This window comes from Litchfieldia alkalitelluris (assembly GCF_002019645.1).
In the GTDB taxonomy this organism is placed as follows: Bacteria; Bacillota; Bacilli; order Bacillales; family Bacillaceae_L; genus Litchfieldia; species Litchfieldia alkalitelluris.
Window position 1 is genome coordinate 1,851,642 of sequence record NZ_KV917374.1, and the last position, 18,100, is coordinate 1,869,741.

The 18,100-nt window shown below is 36.6% G+C and carries 17 protein-coding genes and 1 pseudogene; 15 read left to right on the plus strand and 3 right to left on the minus strand.

What is annotated here, in order from left to right; translation table 11 throughout:
- The first annotated feature begins 8 nt into the window (after window positions 1-8).
- Genes ureE through BK579_RS08455 form a run of 4 tightly spaced genes read left to right on the plus strand, consistent with a single transcriptional unit; the run spans window position 9 to window position 2,591 of the window.
- Window positions 9-455: an urease accessory protein UreE gene (gene ureE / locus BK579_RS08440; RefSeq protein WP_078544769.1), complete on the plus strand. Its 447-nt coding sequence runs from the start codon at window positions 9-11 to the stop codon at window positions 453-455.
- Window positions 448-1,137 (plus strand): urease accessory protein UreF, encoded by a 690-nt coding sequence (locus BK579_RS08445; protein WP_078544770.1) that lies wholly within the window; start codon window positions 448-450, stop codon window positions 1,135-1,137. The genes ureE and BK579_RS08445 overlap by 8 nt, the downstream gene beginning before the upstream one ends.
- A gap of 27 nt (window positions 1,138-1,164) precedes the next feature.
- The gene (gene ureG / locus BK579_RS08450; protein ID WP_078544771.1) at window positions 1,165-1,779 is read left to right on the plus strand and encodes an urease accessory protein UreG; all 615 of its coding nucleotides are present in this window, start codon (window positions 1,165-1,167) and stop codon (window positions 1,777-1,779) included.
- Entirely contained in the window at window positions 1,776-2,591 is an 816-nt protein-coding gene (locus BK579_RS08455; protein WP_078544772.1) for an urease accessory protein UreD, read from the plus strand. The genes ureG and BK579_RS08455 overlap by 4 nt, the downstream gene beginning before the upstream one ends.
- Before the next feature lie 67 nt (window positions 2,592-2,658).
- Here the strand turns inward: BK579_RS08455 and BK579_RS26065 are convergent, their stop codons facing one another.
- Complete coding sequence (locus BK579_RS26065; RefSeq protein ID WP_204524698.1) at window positions 2,659-2,814, minus strand: hypothetical protein; 156 nt, start codon at window positions 2,812-2,814, stop codon at window positions 2,659-2,661.
- 442 nt (window positions 2,815-3,256) lie between these two features.
- On the opposite strand from BK579_RS26065, the gene BK579_RS08460 reads away from it, so the two are divergent.
- From BK579_RS08460 to BK579_RS08480, 5 genes are all read left to right on the plus strand, one after another.
- On the plus strand, window positions 3,257-6,367 hold the full coding sequence (locus BK579_RS08460) for a beta-galactosidase, LacZ type (RefSeq protein WP_078544773.1): 3,111 nt from the start codon (window positions 3,257-3,259) through the stop codon (window positions 6,365-6,367).
- 361 nt (window positions 6,368-6,728) lie between these two features.
- On the plus strand, window positions 6,729-7,916 hold the full coding sequence (locus BK579_RS08465; protein WP_078544774.1) for an MFS transporter: 1,188 nt from the start codon (window positions 6,729-6,731) through the stop codon (window positions 7,914-7,916).
- Between the two features lie 123 nt (window positions 7,917-8,039).
- Window positions 8,040-8,345, plus strand: coding sequence for a Dabb family protein (locus tag BK579_RS08470; RefSeq protein ID WP_078544775.1), 306 nt, complete (start codon window positions 8,040-8,042; stop codon window positions 8,343-8,345).
- A gap of 600 nt (window positions 8,346-8,945) precedes the next feature.
- Window positions 8,946-9,869 (plus strand): HD-GYP domain-containing protein, encoded by a 924-nt coding sequence (locus BK579_RS08475; protein WP_235848386.1) that lies wholly within the window; start codon window positions 8,946-8,948, stop codon window positions 9,867-9,869.
- Window positions 9,870-9,888: 19 nt separating this feature from the next.
- A complete protein-coding gene (locus BK579_RS08480; RefSeq protein ID WP_078544776.1) occupies window positions 9,889-10,185 on the plus strand; it encodes a hypothetical protein in 297 nt (98 codons plus the stop codon).
- A 631-nt stretch (window positions 10,186-10,816) separates the two neighbouring features.
- Here the strand turns inward: BK579_RS08480 and BK579_RS08485 are convergent.
- Entirely contained in the window at window positions 10,817-11,923 is a 1,107-nt protein-coding gene (locus BK579_RS08485; RefSeq protein WP_078544777.1) for a sensor domain-containing diguanylate cyclase, read from the minus strand.
- A 473-nt stretch (window positions 11,924-12,396) separates the two neighbouring features.
- On the opposite strand from BK579_RS08485, the gene BK579_RS08490 reads away from it, so the two are divergent.
- The 3 genes from BK579_RS08490 (at window position 12,397) to BK579_RS08500 (ending at window position 14,108) form a co-directional block, all read left to right on the plus strand.
- The gene (locus BK579_RS08490; RefSeq protein ID WP_078550474.1) at window positions 12,397-12,660 is read left to right on the plus strand and encodes an autorepressor SdpR family transcription factor; all 264 of its coding nucleotides are present in this window, start codon (window positions 12,397-12,399) and stop codon (window positions 12,658-12,660) included.
- A gap of 7 nt (window positions 12,661-12,667) precedes the next feature.
- Window positions 12,668-13,276: a DUF1648 domain-containing protein gene (locus BK579_RS08495; RefSeq protein ID WP_078544778.1), complete on the plus strand. Its 609-nt coding sequence runs from the start codon at window positions 12,668-12,670 to the stop codon at window positions 13,274-13,276.
- Window positions 13,277-13,835: 559 nt separating this feature from the next.
- Complete coding sequence (locus BK579_RS08500; protein WP_078544779.1) at window positions 13,836-14,108, plus strand: hypothetical protein; 273 nt, start codon at window positions 13,836-13,838, stop codon at window positions 14,106-14,108.
- A 165-nt stretch (window positions 14,109-14,273) separates the two neighbouring features.
- On the opposite strand, the pseudogene BK579_RS26925 reads toward BK579_RS08500, so the two are convergent.
- Window positions 14,274-14,815: pseudogene (locus BK579_RS26925) on the minus strand (HD-GYP domain-containing protein).
- A gap of 299 nt (window positions 14,816-15,114) precedes the next feature.
- Here BK579_RS26925 and BK579_RS25540 point away from each other — a divergent pair.
- The 3 genes from BK579_RS25540 to BK579_RS08520 all read left to right on the plus strand — a co-directional run bounded on the left by BK579_RS25540 (window position 15,115) and on the right by BK579_RS08520 (window position 17,980).
- Window positions 15,115-15,291: a hypothetical protein gene (locus tag BK579_RS25540; RefSeq protein ID WP_169891096.1), complete on the plus strand. Its 177-nt coding sequence runs from the start codon at window positions 15,115-15,117 to the stop codon at window positions 15,289-15,291.
- Window positions 15,292-15,767: 476 nt separating this feature from the next.
- Window positions 15,768-16,724 (plus strand): DnaD domain protein, encoded by a 957-nt coding sequence (locus BK579_RS08515; RefSeq protein WP_235848389.1) that lies wholly within the window; start codon window positions 15,768-15,770, stop codon window positions 16,722-16,724.
- Complete coding sequence (locus BK579_RS08520) at window positions 16,721-17,980, plus strand: replicative DNA helicase (RefSeq protein ID WP_078550478.1); 1,260 nt, start codon at window positions 16,721-16,723, stop codon at window positions 17,978-17,980. The genes BK579_RS08515 and BK579_RS08520 overlap by 4 nt, the downstream gene beginning before the upstream one ends.
- Window positions 17,981-18,100: the final 120 nt, after the last annotated feature.

An 18,100-nucleotide genomic window follows, 5' to 3' on the forward strand; every position in this document is an offset into this window, starting at 1 on the left:
TGAAGGAAATGATTATTGAAAAAGTGCTAGGAAATGTCTCGACAATAGAGAAAAGGGCTCCTCATGTTGAGCGTGTTTATTTGGAAAGTGATTTATTGGTAAAAAGAATTCAGCGAGTCACAACAGACCACGGAAGAGAACTAGGCATTCGCCTAAAGGATCAAAAGGATTTGGTTGATGGTGATATTCTTTATATGGACGAAAAGAATATGATTGTGATTTCAGTAAAAGAAGATGATGTGTTAGTGATCATGCCTACTTCGATTGGACAAATGGGGGATATTGCACATCAATTAGGCAATCGCCATCTTCCAGCCCAATTTCAAGAAGATGAAATGTTGGTTCAGTATGATTACCTTGTTGAGGAATTGCTTACACAAGTAAAGGTTCCTTTTAAACGAGAAAACAGAAAAGTGGGACAAGCGTTTCGACATATCGGACACAGTCATGGATAATGATTTATTTCCTTTACTACAATTATGTGATTCTAATTTTCCTTCTGGGGCATTTTCACACTCATTTGGTTTAGAAACGTACATACAAGAACAAGTCATTGTAGATAAGGAGAGCTTCAAAACGGCTATATCGGCTTTTGTTGATAAACAATTAGTCTTTTCTGACGGACTTGCTTGTAGCCTATCATATGAAATCTTGGAAAATAATAGAGGGATGGATGAGTTGCTCGAAATTGATCGTCTATTGTTTGTGTCAACTCTTGCGAAGGAAACAAGAGAGGGAAATCGTAGAATTGGAGAGCGAATGGCCAAGTTGTGTTTGGAATTATACTCTTCGGCACCCTTAGAGGAATTTCTTTATTTTATAAAAAATAAACAGGGGTACGGTCACTCGGCACTTGTGTTTGCGATTGTTGGGCATCATCTTCAGATTGACAAGGAGAAAATTCTTTCAGCCTACCTTTTTGCCTCTGTGTCATCGCTTATTCAAAATGCTGTTCGAGGGGTGCCACTAGGTCAAACAGATGGTCAAAAGCTTTTGGTCGAGATGCAGGTAAAAATTAACGAAGCTAAAAATAAAATCAAGAAGCTAACAAAGGATGATTTAGGTGCAATTAGTCCGGGCTTAGAAATTGCGCAAATGCGCCATGAACGGCTACCTGTACGATTATTTATGTCATAAATCAATGTATAGTAAGGAGAGATAGAGTTGGAACCAATACGAATTGGAGTGGGTGGTCCTGTTGGGGCCGGTAAAACAATGCTAGTCGAAAAATTAACGCGAGCGCTGAACGAAGAGCTGAGTATGGCCGTTGTGACAAATGATATCTATACAAAAGAAGATGCGAATTTTTTAATAAAGAATGGAGTATTGCCTGAGGACCGTGTCATTGGCGTAGAGACTGGAGGATGTCCTCATACAGCGATTCGCGAGGATGCATCGATGAACTTTGCAGCGATTGATGAACTAATAGAACTGCATCCAGATGTAGAATTGATTTTTGTGGAAAGTGGTGGAGATAATTTAGCGGCTACCTTCAGTCCAGAGTTGGTGGATTTTTCAATCTATATCATAGATGTTGCTCAAGGGGAAAAAATCCCTAGAAAAGGTGGGCAAGGGATGATTAAATCTGATTTATTCATTATCAATAAGATTGATTTAGCTCCATATGTCGGGGCAAGTTTAGAGATAATGGAAAGGGATACAATTGCTGCTAGAGGAGAAAAGGCATATATTTTCACGAATTTGAAGGATGGAACTGGTTTAGATCAGGTAGTTGAATGGATTAAAAAGAATGCATTATTAATGGGATTGAGTTCATGACTTACACAGGAGTTTTAAATCTTTTTGCTGCTAAAAAGAATAAAAAAACGATTATATCAACGTGCTATTATGAGGGGGCTTTAAAAATAGCACGTCCAATATACCTAGAGGAAGATTCACCATCCATCTATCTCATTCATGTTGGTGGAGGTTATGTGAATGGAGATTCGTACTTCACTCAAATACAGGTGGATGATGGTGCTCATCTCTTGGTTACCACACAATCTTCAACAAAGGTTTATAAAACTCCTACAGAACCTGTTCGTCAGCAAACTAAAATAAAATTAGGATCTAAAAGTGTGCTAGAGTACATTCCAGATCCTTTGATTGCGTATGAAGATGCTCGTTTTATTCAAGAAACAGAGGTTGAATTAGAGCGTGATTCATGCTTTTTTTATAGTGATATTATTACTCCTGGCTGGGCAAAAGATGGGAGTTTTTTTAAATATGATTATATCCGATCAAAGTTAAAGATTTATAGAGATAGAAAGCTTGTTGTATTTGATCACCTTTTGCTAGAGCCTGATCATCAAATGAACGGAGTCATGCAAATGGAAGGATTTACCCATACAGGTACATTTATGATTGTACATGAGCAAGCAAATAAAACGTTTTTAGATACGCTATATTCTCACCTAAGTGAAAGCTACCCAGATGCTCATTTAGGATTGTCATCATTACCTGATCAAGGGGTCATACTAAGATTATTGGCAAATTCTTCTGGAATCATTGAAGAAATCGTCGCAGCAGCGCAGAACTACGCTAGGCGAGTATTATTAAATAAAGAATCTATTCTTTGGCGGAAGTATTGAGAAGTTAATGATCAAGTAGAAAAATCCAACATAGTTTTGGTGTCTAGCTCTAGGTGCCTAGCCCCTCTTAGAGCTTCATACCTTTTTCATGGAAGAAAGCTTCCTTATTAGGGGCTAAAATTTTTTCAATATCAATTAAATCTTTCGTTGTAATGATTTGAATCCGTTCTGCTTCAACGACTTTTGTTAAGGCTGCGTCTGATGGTACACCTAGATGAAACAATTGATTTTATGAGGAAATGAAATGCAGAGTGCTATAGAAACTCTTTGTTCATTTTTTCTAATCGCTCAATCAAAAGCGGTAAAGCTTCTTCTTCCCAAAACTTGATACTTATTCCCCCACTGGACATTCCCTCATGAGCGTATTTCTCTACGTAAAAAAATTTAATTTCTGAGCTAAAAGGGTGGTTTGTAAGTTCTTGAAAGTATTCTTTAAAAAGGTGGATGAACCGTGATGACTTTTCTACAATTATAGTTGGTTTCTTGGTTCCAGATTATTCTAATTAAAATAAAGTTAATATATTGAAGTGGGACAAGGGACCTGATCGCGAAATCGCCAAAAAATTCAGTTTATAACAGTTTGTTTATTGCAGTTCTTTGTGAAAGTACGTAATAATAGAATAGATGAATAGTTAACTATTAATGTAGAAGGAGATGAAGTAAGAATGGCTAGTAAATTCCAGTATACGCCTCCGAAAAATGGGTACCCAGAATGGAATAATAATCCTGATATATTTGCCTTAAATCGAATGGAAGCGCATGCATATTCTAAACATTATCAAACCGTTGAGCAGGCGCTTAATAAAGAAAACGATAATTCAGCTTTCTATCAATCTTTAAATGGGAAATGGAAATTTCATTTTGCAGAAAACCCAGATAAGAGAGTGAAGGATTTTTACCAGACAGATTTTGAAACAAAAGACTGGGATGAAATTGAAGTTCCTGCTCATTGGCAGCTGCAAGGGTATGATTACCCTCAATACACAAACATTAGGTATCCATGGGAAGGAAATGAAGATGTCCAAATCCCATTTGCACCGACAAAATATAATCCCGTAGGCTCATATGTCCGAACATTTGAGATTCCAAAAGAGTGGGAAGGGAACCCAGTGTTTATCAGTTTTCAAGGAGTGGAGTCAGCATTTTACATATGGGTTAATGGTGACTTGGTCGGATATAGTGAAGATACGTTTACTCCCGCAGAATTTGATCTCACTCCATATCTGAAAACGGGAGAAAATAAAGTAGCGGTTGAAGTGTATCGATGGTGTGATGCAAGCTGGTTAGAGGATCAAGATTTTTGGAGAATGAGTGGGATTTTTCGTGATGTGTACTTATATACCACAGCGAATGTACATCTCTACGATTATAAAGTCACAACTACGTTAGATGAAAACGATGAACATGCGGAACTAGCACTTCAAGCTAAAATAACAAATTATGATCAGCAATACCAAGATTCGGTTGTGTTAGAAGCGATGCTGTATGATCACCAGCAACATGCACAGTTTTCAGAACCTATTGCTTTATCTATGAATCTAGCAAACCAAGGTGAAAAGTGGGTTGAGCAATCAATCACTGTGCCCAATCCAGCAAAATGGAGTGCAGAGACCCCTAACCTGTATACATTCGTTCTTTCACTGAAAAATGAACAAGGTAACATCATCGAGGTGCAAAGTTGTAAAGTAGGGTTCAGAAGTTTTCAAATAGAAGATGGTATTATGAAAATCAATGGAGAACGGATTGTTTTTAAAGGCGTAAATCGTCACGAATTTCATTGTGCAACTGGACGGGCTGTTGATAAAGAAACGATGATTAAGGACATTTTGCTGATGAAGACTCATAACATTAACGCAGTAAGGACGTCTCATTATCCGAACCAATCTGAATGGTATGCACTATGTGATGAATATGGTCTGTATGTGATTGACGAAGTGAATCTGGAAACACATGGCACATGGAAATACGGACAACAAGAGGAAGAAGGCGCAATCCCTGGCAGTAAGCCGGAATGGAAGGGAAATGTGCTGGATCGAAGTAATTCCATGTATCAAAGAGATAAAAACCATCCATCGATTGTGATTTGGTCACTTGGAAATGAATCGTTCGGTGGGGAAAATTTCATTCATATGCGTGACTTTTTCAAAGAAAACGATCCTGGAAGGGTTGTCCATTATGAAGGAACATTCCATTTTAGAAAATATGATGAAGCTTCCGAGATCGAAAGTGTGATGTACATTCCACCACATTTAGTGGAGAAGTATGCACTAAGTAATCCACAAAAGCCATATTTATTATGTGAATACAGCCATGCAATGGGAAATTCGAGTGGTAACTTGTTTAAGTATACAGAGCTATTTGATAAGTATCCCGTTTTACAAGGTGGATTTATCTGGGATTGGGTCGATCAAGCGATTAAAACGTCAACCGATGAAGGGATAGAGTATTTAGCATATGGCGGAGACTTTGGAGAATCACCTCACGATGGTAACTTTAGTGGAAATGGACTTATTTTTGCTGATCGAACGGTTTCACCTAAGCTTCTTGAAGTAAAAAAATGCTATCAAAACGTTGACTTCAAGGCTGTCGATGTTACTCAAGGAAAAATTCATGTGAAAAACAAGTATTTGTTTACAGATTTAGAGCAATTTGATTGGAACTGGCAACTAACCGTGAATGGCCAAGTTGTGAAAGAGTATAAGGATCAATTTCAAGTAAGTCCAGGAGAGTCAAAGGATGTTCAGTTAGCTTATGAATTGCCAGAAACCACTAATCAAGTTGAAGTTGGATTGATCATTAGCCTTACTTTACGAGAAGATACCTCATGGGCAGCGAGTGGACATGAAGTGGCTTGGGAACAATTTGCGATTCCGGTCGTTCAAAAGTTCACTTCTATCGAAAAAAGTAATCAACAATCAGGATTAAAAACGGTAGAAGAAAATGGTGTAATCAAAGTGATAGGCGAAAATGTTGAAGCACATTTTGATGCAGTATCTGGTCAACTATCACATTATGAATATAATCAACGCATTCTGATTGCAAAACCTCCTGTTCCTACTTTTTGGCGAGCGTGGACAGATAATGACCGAGGGAACAAACTTGACCAAAGAAGTGCAGTTTGGAAAGAGGCATCACAAAAAGCCCAACCACGCTTGTTAGCTGTAAAAAGTAATGAAGAAAGTGTTAGTGTCCAGCAACAATGGATTTTGCCTACTAGTCCATCCTCAACATTTGATGTGATGTACAAGGTATTACGAGACGGAATGATTGAAGTAACAGCGATTCTAATTCCTGGGGATCACTCTTTACCAGAGATTCCAACATATGGGTTGTTATTTGAGATCGATGCAGCTTATCAACATCTCAGTTGGTTTGGTAAAGGACCACATGAAACCTATTGGGACAGACAACTAGGCGCAAAGGTAGGGCTTTATGAAAGTACTGTAAGCGCACAATATGTACCGTATCTAAAGCCGCAAGAATGTGGAAATAAGGTTGATATAAGATGGGCAAAGCTTACCACAAACAATGGCCAGGGACTTCAATTTAGTGGTTCTCCAACCATTGAGTTTAATGCACTTCCTTATACTCCTGAGGAATTAGAGCAAAGCAGTCACAGTTACAAATTACCGACTAGTGATAAGGTCGTTGTGCGTGTGTTAGGAAAGCAAATGGGTGTCGGTGGAGATGATAGCTGGCAAGCACATACACATCCGGAATTTAAACTGTTTGCTAATAGAACACATACTGTTCAGTTTTCGTTTAAGGGGATGTAATGTAACAGCGGGGTTAACATACAACCGAAAACTGTGAGGTATTTTGGGATACAGTCGAAAGGCATTAGCTTCATTTTTGGGTGTATGCTTGTAAAAGAAAGCATACATCCATCTAGTTTAATATGAAGTAAGTAAACTTCAGCTTAATAATTAAGTATGGGATTTTCTCTTGCTGGAATTCTAAATTATTTTATCGATTTTCTATATAAGACTGCTTTAATCTAAATGGCCATGTTTTTGGTTCTATAGGAATCCAATTTGTATAAACTAACTCTATAACACTGTTATTGTTAAATTATGATGGTTAAATAGTTTAACACATACGGTGTTTTTATTTTTAAATGATGATTGTGAGGTTACTATGAATACGTATGCAAAAGATATTTCATTCTTAAAAGCACTGACTTTCCTTCATTTTGGCGGAAAAGCAATCATTCTTCCGTTTTTACCTTTGTTTCTACTTACAAAGGGATTTAGTATGGTTGAAATCGGAACGATTATGGGAGTAGCACCACTTATAAGTATTGTCGCACAGCCTTTTGTTGGTTTTATTAGTGATAAATATAAAACAGTAAAAATAGTATTAATTCTTTTATATATTGGTGTAGCAGCAGCCAGTTTTGGAGTGTTTTTTCATCATTCTTTCTGGGTTGTATTTATTTCCTTTTTGTTATTTCATTTTGCACTTTCACCTGCTACTCCTCTTATTGACAGTTTGACATTAAAGACGTTAGGTACTAAAAAACATGAGTATGGGAAAATTCGTTTATGGGGTTCCTTTGGCTTTTTCTGTATTGCCTTAATATCTGGGCCAATACTTCAGCGGATACAAATTGAGCGATTATACCTGCCATTCTTAATAATGACCGCTTTCACCGTTTTTGTCTTATTATTTCTAAAAGACCGGACTTCTTCTACAACTCCAGTCAATTTAAGGTCTGTAGGTGAAGTATTAAAAAATCGTTTTTTTATTACTTTTTTATTATTATGCTTGCTTGTTCTCATACCTCATCGAATTAATGATATGCTGATTGTCATTCACCTAGAAAGCCTTGGAGCAACAACATTTTGGGTTGGACTTGCTTGGGGGTGGGCTGCATTAAGTGAGGTACCCGTGTTTTATTTCCTTGCTAAAAAAGTAAACGATCATAATGAATTATTATTGTTATCGATTGTCGCCTTTCTCTACACAGTTAGATGGGGGATGTATAGTCTCATTACCTCTCCGTATATCCTATCAATCTTACAGATTTCGCATGGCCTTACTTTTGGTCTGTTCTGGTTAATAGCTATGCAGATGGCTGTTCGGTCCATACCTGAACATTTGCGAAGTACAGGTCAAGCACTATTAACATCTGTGTGTTTTGGAGTTGGCGGTGCAATTGGAGGGACTGGGGGTGGGTGGATTCTAGAACAAGTAGGTTCCTTTTCACTCTATAGGTATATGGCGGGAATGACATTCATTGCAACAATACTGATCTTTCTTTTCTATCGTTATACCCAAAGGGAAAATCTTGTTCAAAAAAGAACAAGAGCGTTTGAAAGTTAATCAGCAATAGATTCCCAATATGGCAGTCACTTGAGTAATAAGAATGGCCATACTTAGAGTAGTGCGCAACCTATTTCAATCAAAAGTATCATCTGTAAAATATTATGGAAGGTAGTGGATAAGATGTATGAACATATGGTGTTTTTTAAATTCAACGAACACTTCACAACAGTAAAGGGGGAAGAGTTGATAGGGTTGCTTAAGCAATTTAAAGAAGCGATTCCTGGGATTGTAGAATTAACAGCTGGCATAAACGTTACTGACGAAAAAGAAAATGAAAAAGGGTATAAATTAGGATTAAGAGTGACGTTTGAGAATAAGGATGCGTTGGATAACTATGGACCTCATCCAATTCACCAAAAATTTGTTCGGTCTTTAGATGGAGTGATTGCAGATGTTATAGTTGTAGATTATCCAAATCCTACATGATATTCAACGGGACATTTAACGAAGCTATACAACTTTAAACAAAAAGAACAATACACAAGAGTCTTTCTCTAAAATAAAGAGTGGGCTCTTTTATTTATAGCAAAAGAAGATGAAGCTTATCAACAGCTAAGTTGGTTTGGTAAAGGACCGCATGAAGCCTATTGGGAAGGACAACTAGGTGTTAGGGCTTTATAAAAGTACTGTACAAGCACATATGTATCGTATTTAAAGGCCTTTGTACCTGTCCCTATGTCCCTATTTTACTACAATTGAAAGCTTGGCTAGAAATACTCAGGTCAAACTTCAATTCATAGTCTCCTCATGGTCAACAAAAAGGGGCTTTAAAATGGATATTGATAAAAATGAGCATTTTCCGGATCAATAATGCAATAAAAGTAGACCACCCAAGAAGAGGTGGTCTACTTTTATTGTAGAGAATCCTATTTATTTTAAAGTAAAAGAGAAATAGTAAGCCTAGAAGCATCCCCCTTTTGTATGCTTTTTTCTTCTTTTCAGTAAGTCAATTGGAAATGGATGCCATTGTAGGCACTCTCTAGAACTTGTATAATACCAATAGCATGACACGAAAGGAACTTTGAGATGAAACAACCGGATGAGAACGTCGTACACGTTCAAAAAGGCGCATATCTAAAACAAAGTGAGATGACGGGGAGTGTTCTTTCACTTCTTCTTCAAAAGAAGAATTTGGAAATTATTCATCATTACTTACCAGACAATCAACCTTGGGTTCTTGGTCCGAGCGATGGATGGAAAGGGCTTGAATTTGTGTACATCTTAAAAGGTGGATTAACTTGGCATGATGGTATTACCATGCGTCGCGCACTAGCGGGAGATCATTTGGTCATGGATCCGATCACTCGTGATGTGTATTTTAAATCGAGTGGAGAAACCGAATTCCTCTATTTGTCTTCTGAAAAAATGTTTGATGAGTACACCGACCAAGTTACCACATTCATGGATCTAGCTGTGTCAGTGGAAGAAAAAGACGGATATACCGCTGACCACTGCAAGCGGATCATGAAACTTTCCATTCAAGTAGGAGAAAAACTTGGTCTCTCTTCCCAAGACCTTTATCACTTAAATATCGGTTCGTTTTTACATGACATCGGGAAGACAAAAATTCCTGATCACATTTTAAACAAACCAGGAAAATTAACGCCTGATGAATACGACCTGATGAAACGTCACACCACTTACGGCGGAGCGTTTTTACGTGAAACAGGCATTCCGGAATTAGTGGAAGCGTCTTGGATTGTGGAACATCACCACGAACGATATAACGGAAGTGGGTACCCTCATGGATTGCAAGGAGACGACATTTCTCTTAGTGCTCACATTGTGGGTGTGGTGGATTCTTTTGACGCAATGACCAGTGTCCGTGTGTATAGTCAAGGTCGAAGCGTCGCAGAAGCCATTGCTGAAATTAAGCGCCACCGAGGAACGTTGTTTCATCCAGATGTGGTAGATGCCTTTTTATCTTTTCATGTTCATTCTCATCATTAACCTAAAAGGAGTTTATTAAATGAAACCATTTTTCTTCACATGTATTTTCACACTAATGGTGGTCTTTTTTAGCCAACCACCTGCGACTGAAGCGGCGTATGATGCGTCCTCCGATCAAACGGTATCAGTTACCCTTTTGAGCAATTACATTAAACCACCAGGAACAGTCGGTACTTTCTCATTTTCTACGCAAGAAGAGGTTCACCACAGTTTTAAGAGTGTTTCAGGTCAAGAAGTGGACCATTATTATATCTGGATTGAACTTAATGGCGTAAAGGTGTTAGCGATTGATCCCATTAAACCTGTCTATAATTAATTGAAAAGGCCGATGTTTCGGTCTTTTTTTTCTCTTTCCGCGTGAATCCATCACTTTCCCCTATACTAGACAACGATTGCTGATCATTAGAAGGTGGAGGCAATGATTGAGCAGAATGTACTAGGATTTCATTCAATAAATATCTATTCTTTAAAAATGGGGCCAGAGGAATTTGTCTTTATTTTTGCGCATAGTCCTCAAGAGGCGAAACAGTTCTATGTAATCCACTCGCTCTTTCTATTTACTTTTTTTCTAAGTCTTTCATAGTCCAGTAAACTCTCGAAAGCTCTAATTTTTTTATTCCTCAAACTCTACTTTTGAAATAATGATAGTACCTTCCGGAATAGGTATAGTCCTATTTACTGAGAGTTGTTGCATAATAATTCCCTCCCTAGAAAATCCACTAACTGAATTTCTATCTAGGATCGTGTCAAAACAGGAGTGGATCAAGAGATTGTAAAAGATAGTATAGTGAACGTCATCCCTATAGAAAAAGTCACAGATGTACTCCTAACATAAAGAATATTTCACTAATGGGTACTTTAAGTAGACAAGCTAGGCTAAATAATCCGAATCCGAGGAATCGGACTGCCCCTTTTAATTCTCCCATGAACAAAGTTCTACTACCTTTTTAGTGAGAAGGAGGTAAAGTGGTTGCCCTATCATAAAGATGATAAGTATTTTTACCTTTTTGTTTTGCTACGTACATGGCCAAATCTGCTAGTTTTACTAAATCTTTAGCAGTTACTACACTATTTGAATTGATAGATATACCAATACTTGTAGTAACATTTATTTCGTTATCATTGATAATAAAAGAAGAATCCAATGATTCTAATATTCTTTCGGCTACCTTTACGACATGCTCTTCATCATTAGCCTCTGGTAATAGTATCGTGAATTCATCACCAGCAAATCTAGATAAGATATCATTAACTCGAACACAGGTTTCTAAACGTTTAGTAACCTCTTTTAACAATAGATCCCCTATATCATGACCTAGTGTGTCATTGACTTTCTTAAAGCCATCTAAATCCAGAAACAAAACAGCTAATTTGGTTTTATTTTTCTTTACGCTTTTTAAAGCTTCACTAAGCTTTTGTTCAAATAAACTTCTGTTGGGCAATCCAGTTAATGCATCATGGTGAGCCATGTGATATATTTGTTCTTGTGCTTTTTTCTGTTCTGTAATGTCTCGAAAGAACTGTTGAATCAATCGTTCACCATTAATCGTTACAGGCATACCCATAACCTCAACATCAATCGTTTGGTTATCTAATCGACTCCACTTTACATTAATGAATCCAATAATTTTTTTATCCTTATGAATAGTATGCCAAGCTTTCTTGATATTTTCATGATCATAAGACGGGATAAACTCTAAAAAATCTTTCCCGATTAATTCTTCCGTATTAGGAGCTCCAAGTATTTTGACCCCAACAGGATTTACATATTTAATTATGCCGAATTTATGAATGACAATACCATTTGGTGAAAGCTCAACCACTTTACGGTATTGTTCTTCTTTTTCTGTCAACTTCCCTTGAAGTTTGTTCTCATTTATTAAAGCTATAATAAGTAAAATAACAACGGTGACAATGACTCCCTGATCTATAAACTTTTCTACTAAGCCGTTATTCATCAGTTTTAAAGATTCAATAACTTCATAAGCATAAAAATCAATTATTAATCCTAGGATAGAAAGAAATAAAATGTACTTTAATCGTAGTAATCTCATAAGCTACTCCTTTAATTAGCTGTCACAATTAGAACTTTGACCTTGGTTTTGGTACTTTAGCTTATTTTAACATTTAGAAATATTCCTTATTATATAGTTCTAACTAATCCAGGAGAATGTTATACTTTCTCATGAATTTTTAATGATTTTTAGTTAATTAAATGCTTCCAATCCTTCCAATCCCTCCAAATCCTTTTATTACTAGTAGTAAAACGAATGATGGTAATAATAGGTAATCGGGAGAATTAACAAGAAAGTGATTATCTAGCACAAACAAAAAAGGACGGAACCAGATATGTGAGGCAAACTAAAATAATGGAAATCTACAGGAGTTGCAGTCAATGTATCAGTTTTACAATTTTACGACAAGTGACACAATAGCTTTTGACAATAACATGATTACAACTTACACTTTAACTATTAGATAATTATCTAAATATTAAATAAGATAAGGGAGCCCTTTCATTATGTCACTGAATGACGCATTTAAAGCATTATCCGATCCAACCCGCCGTAAAATCCTTGATTTACTTAAAGAAGGTGATCTTACTGCTGGTGAAATTGCTGAGAACTTTAACATGTCGAAGCCTAGTATCTCGAATCATCTAAACCTCTTGAAGCACGCCGGACTCATTTGGGATGAACGAAGAGGACAACACATTATTTACTCACTTAACACCACTGTTTTTCAGGATGTATTAAAATGGGTAGTCCAAATTCAACAATCGAAAGGATGAACGAATAATGAAAAATAAGCTCGCTATAGTATTACCATTCTTTATTGCAATCGCCATTAGTATTGTCGCTTATGCACACTTACCAGAAAGAATGGTGGTGCATTTCAACTTCGCAGAAAACCCTGACAACTGGATGAGAAAACCTTTAGGGGCATTTTTGTTACCTATTATCATGCTTCTTACAAGTTTTATTATTACATTTAGTGTGAAATTTGAGAAAAACGAAAACAAACGTAGACGTACCAAAGCAGTTATCGGCTCTGTCACTGCAATTGTTTCCATGCTTATACTTTCAGTTCACGCATTTATCATCGCCTATAATCTAGGTTATGACTTCGGTGTTGCTACCTTCGTAACAATCGTGACAGGAGCACTATTCATCCTGTTAGGGAACCTTGTTCCTCGTTTACCACAAGGCTCAATGCAATGGCCAGTACTTCCTGGACCTGTGCTTCAAAAGGTATCACGTTTTCATGGAGGCTTTATGGTGATACTTGGCTGTCTATTCTTACTATTAGCATTTCTACCTAGCAACTATATTTTACCGTTATTCTTTTTATTACTTGCTAGCTTTATCATCACCATAATTATCAGCACGATCCGTTACATACGTTAGTGGTGCCGGAGACAGGTTTCACGACCTAGCACTATATGTCTACCCTTGTATCAATTTTAGGGTAGATTAAAATTGTGAATAATTGTAAAATTAGAGGTTATATACATATGATTTTCTAATTGAGGTGATATAGTTGGGAATAAACATAAGAATTCCTAATAGAAGATGAATCTTATCGGAAATCCTTATCTTCATTTGAGTCATTTTTACAAAGAGGCAAGGGTTTTTCATTATTTAATGTAAGATGGCTCGAGTGAAAAATGATGGCAAACGTCCATCAGTATTCTATCAAGTTGTTAAATAAATCAATTGTTAAAATGTGTAGACTGGCTTGTAAATAAAGTGTTCTCTCCAAACTGATAATATACTTCGTTCATATATATTAGTAAATATGTGAAGAAAGAGAATAGTGCACATGATATCTTCTGCATTGATTCATGAAGTGGTATAAGAACAAGACTCAAGAAATTAAGATTGATGTAAATACACTGGCTGCCTATTGGTATATAGGTACCGTAAAAATTAGTCTTCAATAATTCAAAAGTTAGGGGTTAATCAAATGTCATTTTTTCAGCAATTTATTCAAAAGATATTTAAAAACACATCTCAGGTGAATTCCCGGCAAGTAAAAAGACCTACTATATATGTGGATAAGATGCCATTAAGAGCAAGAACGGAAGAGGAGAAAGAGCTAGAGGAACGAGTATGGCAAGCTCAAAAGGAATACCGCTCAAGGGTGTTGAAGGAACGATTTGCAGCCCAACGAGAATGGATGGCTAAATTTGAGAGAGAAGAAGCCGAACGAATAGCAAGAAAAAAAGCCGCACAGTAATTACTTTACTTACTATCATTAGATAAACAATAGGCTACTTACTCACGATTAGACAGAAAAGGAACACAACAACTAGTGTTCCTTTTTTTATGTTTGAAAATGAAGGTGTGATTAGAAATTAACAATAACCGAAAGGATAGATATATACTTTTTAGTGTGGTAATCTCAATTAAATACATGACCCATCAGCTTATCCATAAGAAATTCGTCTTCAGCCCATTTTTCAGAGGATGGGAGTTCTAAATCATCTATAAGTAATTTGAATTTTGCTACTAATTCACCATCAAATTGTGACCAAGAACACCGTTCTAATTCTATAAATGCTTCCTTGTACGTTAAAGTTTGAAGATTATAATGTCTTCTATCAATAGTCATTGTATCAAATGCATCACAAATCCCTATTATCCTACCTTGAATTGATATTTCATTTTCTTTTAATCCTCGTGGGTATCCTTACCATCCCAGCGCTCATGGTGGTCACGAACAAAAATTGCAGCCCGCGGAAGGTTAAGTGTTTTTCTAAGTATATTATTTCCGATAACACTATGCGCTTGTATAATTTGGTATTCTAAAGCATCTAATTTAGTAGGTTTTAATAAAATATCTTTTGATAAACCAATTTTCCCTATGTCATGAAATAGAGATGCAATTCGCAGGTCTTCGTCGTAACAACCTACCTTTTTCGAAAGTAAGGCAGAAAAGTACATAACTCGTAAAGAGTGGTATTTAAATATTCTAGTTCCTCAGCTCTTGGCAAAGATAAAGTTGATTTCATTGGGAAGCCCCCTTTTACTCTCTCTTTTTCGACAATAATTTTTATTCTAAGTTAAATTTACAAAAAAAGGAACCGTTTTAGCCTAATTTATTTGAATAACTAGTTTTACTGTCCCCGAATCTTCATACAGGACGAGGGGACAGGTACATCGTACTTTTAATTAATAGGAATATAGGATGACTTGCTTGTACTGTACTTATATCCATCCTCTTGTCATATCACGGTACAATAATGAAGGAATATAAGATAAGTGAAAAGTCAGCTAGAGATTATGTAGGTCGATTTAATGGAATTATAGAAAAAGGAATTTATAAAGGAGAGAACTTAACTACTACTAGTATGAGAAAGAATATAGAAAAGGAATATCCGAATTCAATAAGTCATTACCTTCTTGCACTTGAAAGATAACTCGAGTATAAAAAGAAATAGTTGGTGAGGCTTATATTGACTTATCAAAATTGTTAGTTGAGGAGTGCGTATAATATCAGAGGAAAAAGAGATCATGGCAAGACGAACGAATATACATACAATTGGCTTTTTTGAACAGTACAATTTGCTTATAACCTCCTTCTTGCACATTACCCAAACACGTCTTTTTAGAAAAAATTTATTCCTTGGATATATTATAGCCTCGTAAAGGAAATCTTCTACAAGGCATTTTATTAGTTCACATTAATTTTAAATATCTAATGCGTCTATATTTATAAGTCAGACTTTAATCTAGTCTGATAGATAATCACCTAAACATTTATGTGCTAGGTGATTTTTAATTTTCTAATGTACTAACCATTTGTGTCCCTTTTCTTACATTACGTCTCTATAACTATTAGGAGAAAGTTTCTTACATAACTGAAAAGAAGAATGAGAAAGGACAGTGATTCAAGATGGCAAAATATCGAATGGTTCGCACTAATTTCTGGTTGAATCCGGTTGTTTCGGAGGAGATGAGTCCGGAGGATAAGTACTTTTTTCTATATCTATTAACAAATCCACATACGACTCAAATTGGAATCTATAAAATTACGAAAAAACAGATGGCTTTTGATATGGGGTATTCAATTGAGACGGTTCATGCGTTGATGGATCGAATGGTTCATCATCACGAGTTGATTCGTTACAATCCTCAAACGAGAGAGATTGCAATTAAGTGCTGGGGGAAGTATAACCTTCATAAAGGTGGAAAGCCGGTTGTTGATTGTATTTTATCTGAGCTAAAGGAAGTGGAGGATAGATCACTCATCGAATATGTGGCAGATGGGATTGTGAAAGAAGATTTATTAAAGATATACAAGTCCTTTTATGAGGTGGGCAAAGAGATCGTCGAGCTTGAGGAAGAGGGAATTGTAGACTCTTTTGAGGATACGTTTGCGACTCGTTCTACGATACGTGGGCAAAAAGAAAAAGAAAAAGAAAATAATAAACAACAACAAAAACCTCTTTATCTCAATATAGATTATAAACAAGAAGGAGAGATTCAGCTTCATCAAATCAAACAAGAAGATGTTAAAGAGATCGTTGAGTTTTGGGATCAAAATGGGTTTGGGTTTTCAAATGTGAATGCAAAAGAACAGTTGTTGTGTTGGTTAGAGGATTCTCGGTTTTTGAATCCGAAAGAGATGATTCTTAAAGCGATGGAAATAGCTTGCTGCAATGATAAACGAAAATTGAACTATGTTGCTGGTATTTTAAAGAATTGGGAAAACGATTCATTACTGACCGTTGAAGAGGTTGATATATATCACGAAAACAAGAAACGATTTTCAGAGCAAAAGCCAGTGCTTCAAGGTAGGGAGATTCCTACAGAATTTATCCTAGATCCAACGGAGGGTGAGGATTGGTGAGTCTTGCAGAAAAGGCGTTCTTAGGAAGCTTAATGAAAGCTGGTTATTTACTTAAAGATACGGTAATTTCACCCGATCAACTAGACAGCACTGTTCATCAAGAGTTGATGAGAATAATGGTTGAGTTTAGCCATGCTGGTAAAAATAGTGACTTAGTCACACTGTCAACGTTGCCAGATCTAGAGGCCTTTGGTGGAATCTCCTATCTGTCTGAGTTGTTGTCGTATGCGGATATTGAAAAGATTGAAATTATCGAAGAAATCATCATCGATGTGTGGAAGGAACGAGAAAAGAGAAACATTCTGAAGCTTGCAGGGATACATAATTGGGAGATTGCTAGAGTCATTACTGAATTGGATAAAATCAACCAAGTGAAAACCAATGATCATACGTCCATCCATCAGGCGCTCGCTGTGATGTATGAGGCACCGTGGGAGGATCCGGAAGCTGTTGTAAGTGCACCTTCTGGTATTAAAAAGCTAGATGAGGTGACAGGAGGCTTTCAAGATGGCGAAGTGACCATTCTAGCTGCACGACCATCGATGGGAAAAAGCGATGTGATGCTTCACCTAGCAAAATCAGCGGGATGGGCAAATTATGTTCCCATCATCTTTTCACTAGAAATGCCAGAAAAGCTACTAACCACACGTTTAATCGCTTCCACAGGAGAATTCAATCGTGTAAAAATGCGAGATCCGAAAAAATGGTTAACTCAAAGCCAAAAGGATACATGGGGAGACGTCATGACAAACCTCAGTGAAACCAATATCCAAATCTACGATCGTGCTGGTCAAAAGGTAGGAGAGATGAGAGCCAAAACACGGAAAGTGATGAATACATACCCAAACAAAAAACCAATCATCCTTATAGATTATTTATCACTAATCCAATCGAGCCAATTTTACGGAGGAAATGCACACTTACAAATCACCGAAATATCCAGAGAACTGAAAACCTTTGCGAAGGATTTCGCATGTCCTGTGATTTGTTTAGCACAGTTAAATCGATCAGTGGAATCAAGAGCAAATAAACGACCGATGATGTCTGATATTCGTGAATCAGGGAGTGTCGAACAAGATGCCGATGTGATTTTGTTTTTATATCGTGAAAAGTATTATGACAAAGGTTCGGACAATACTTCCCTTGAAATCATTGTTTCGAAAAATCGGAATGGGCCAGTGGGGACGATTAAGGTGAAATACAATGAATTTACGGGGAGGATTGAGGAGTATAAGGAAGAAGCTTCTATGGTTTAGGTTGAGTGTGTTTTTTTAGAAATATAGTCTTATGTAGAGGTGATACCACTTGTTGGTGAAGGATTTATATCATGACTGTTTAACTTATGAGGAATCCACCTTAGCTCATTATATATACCA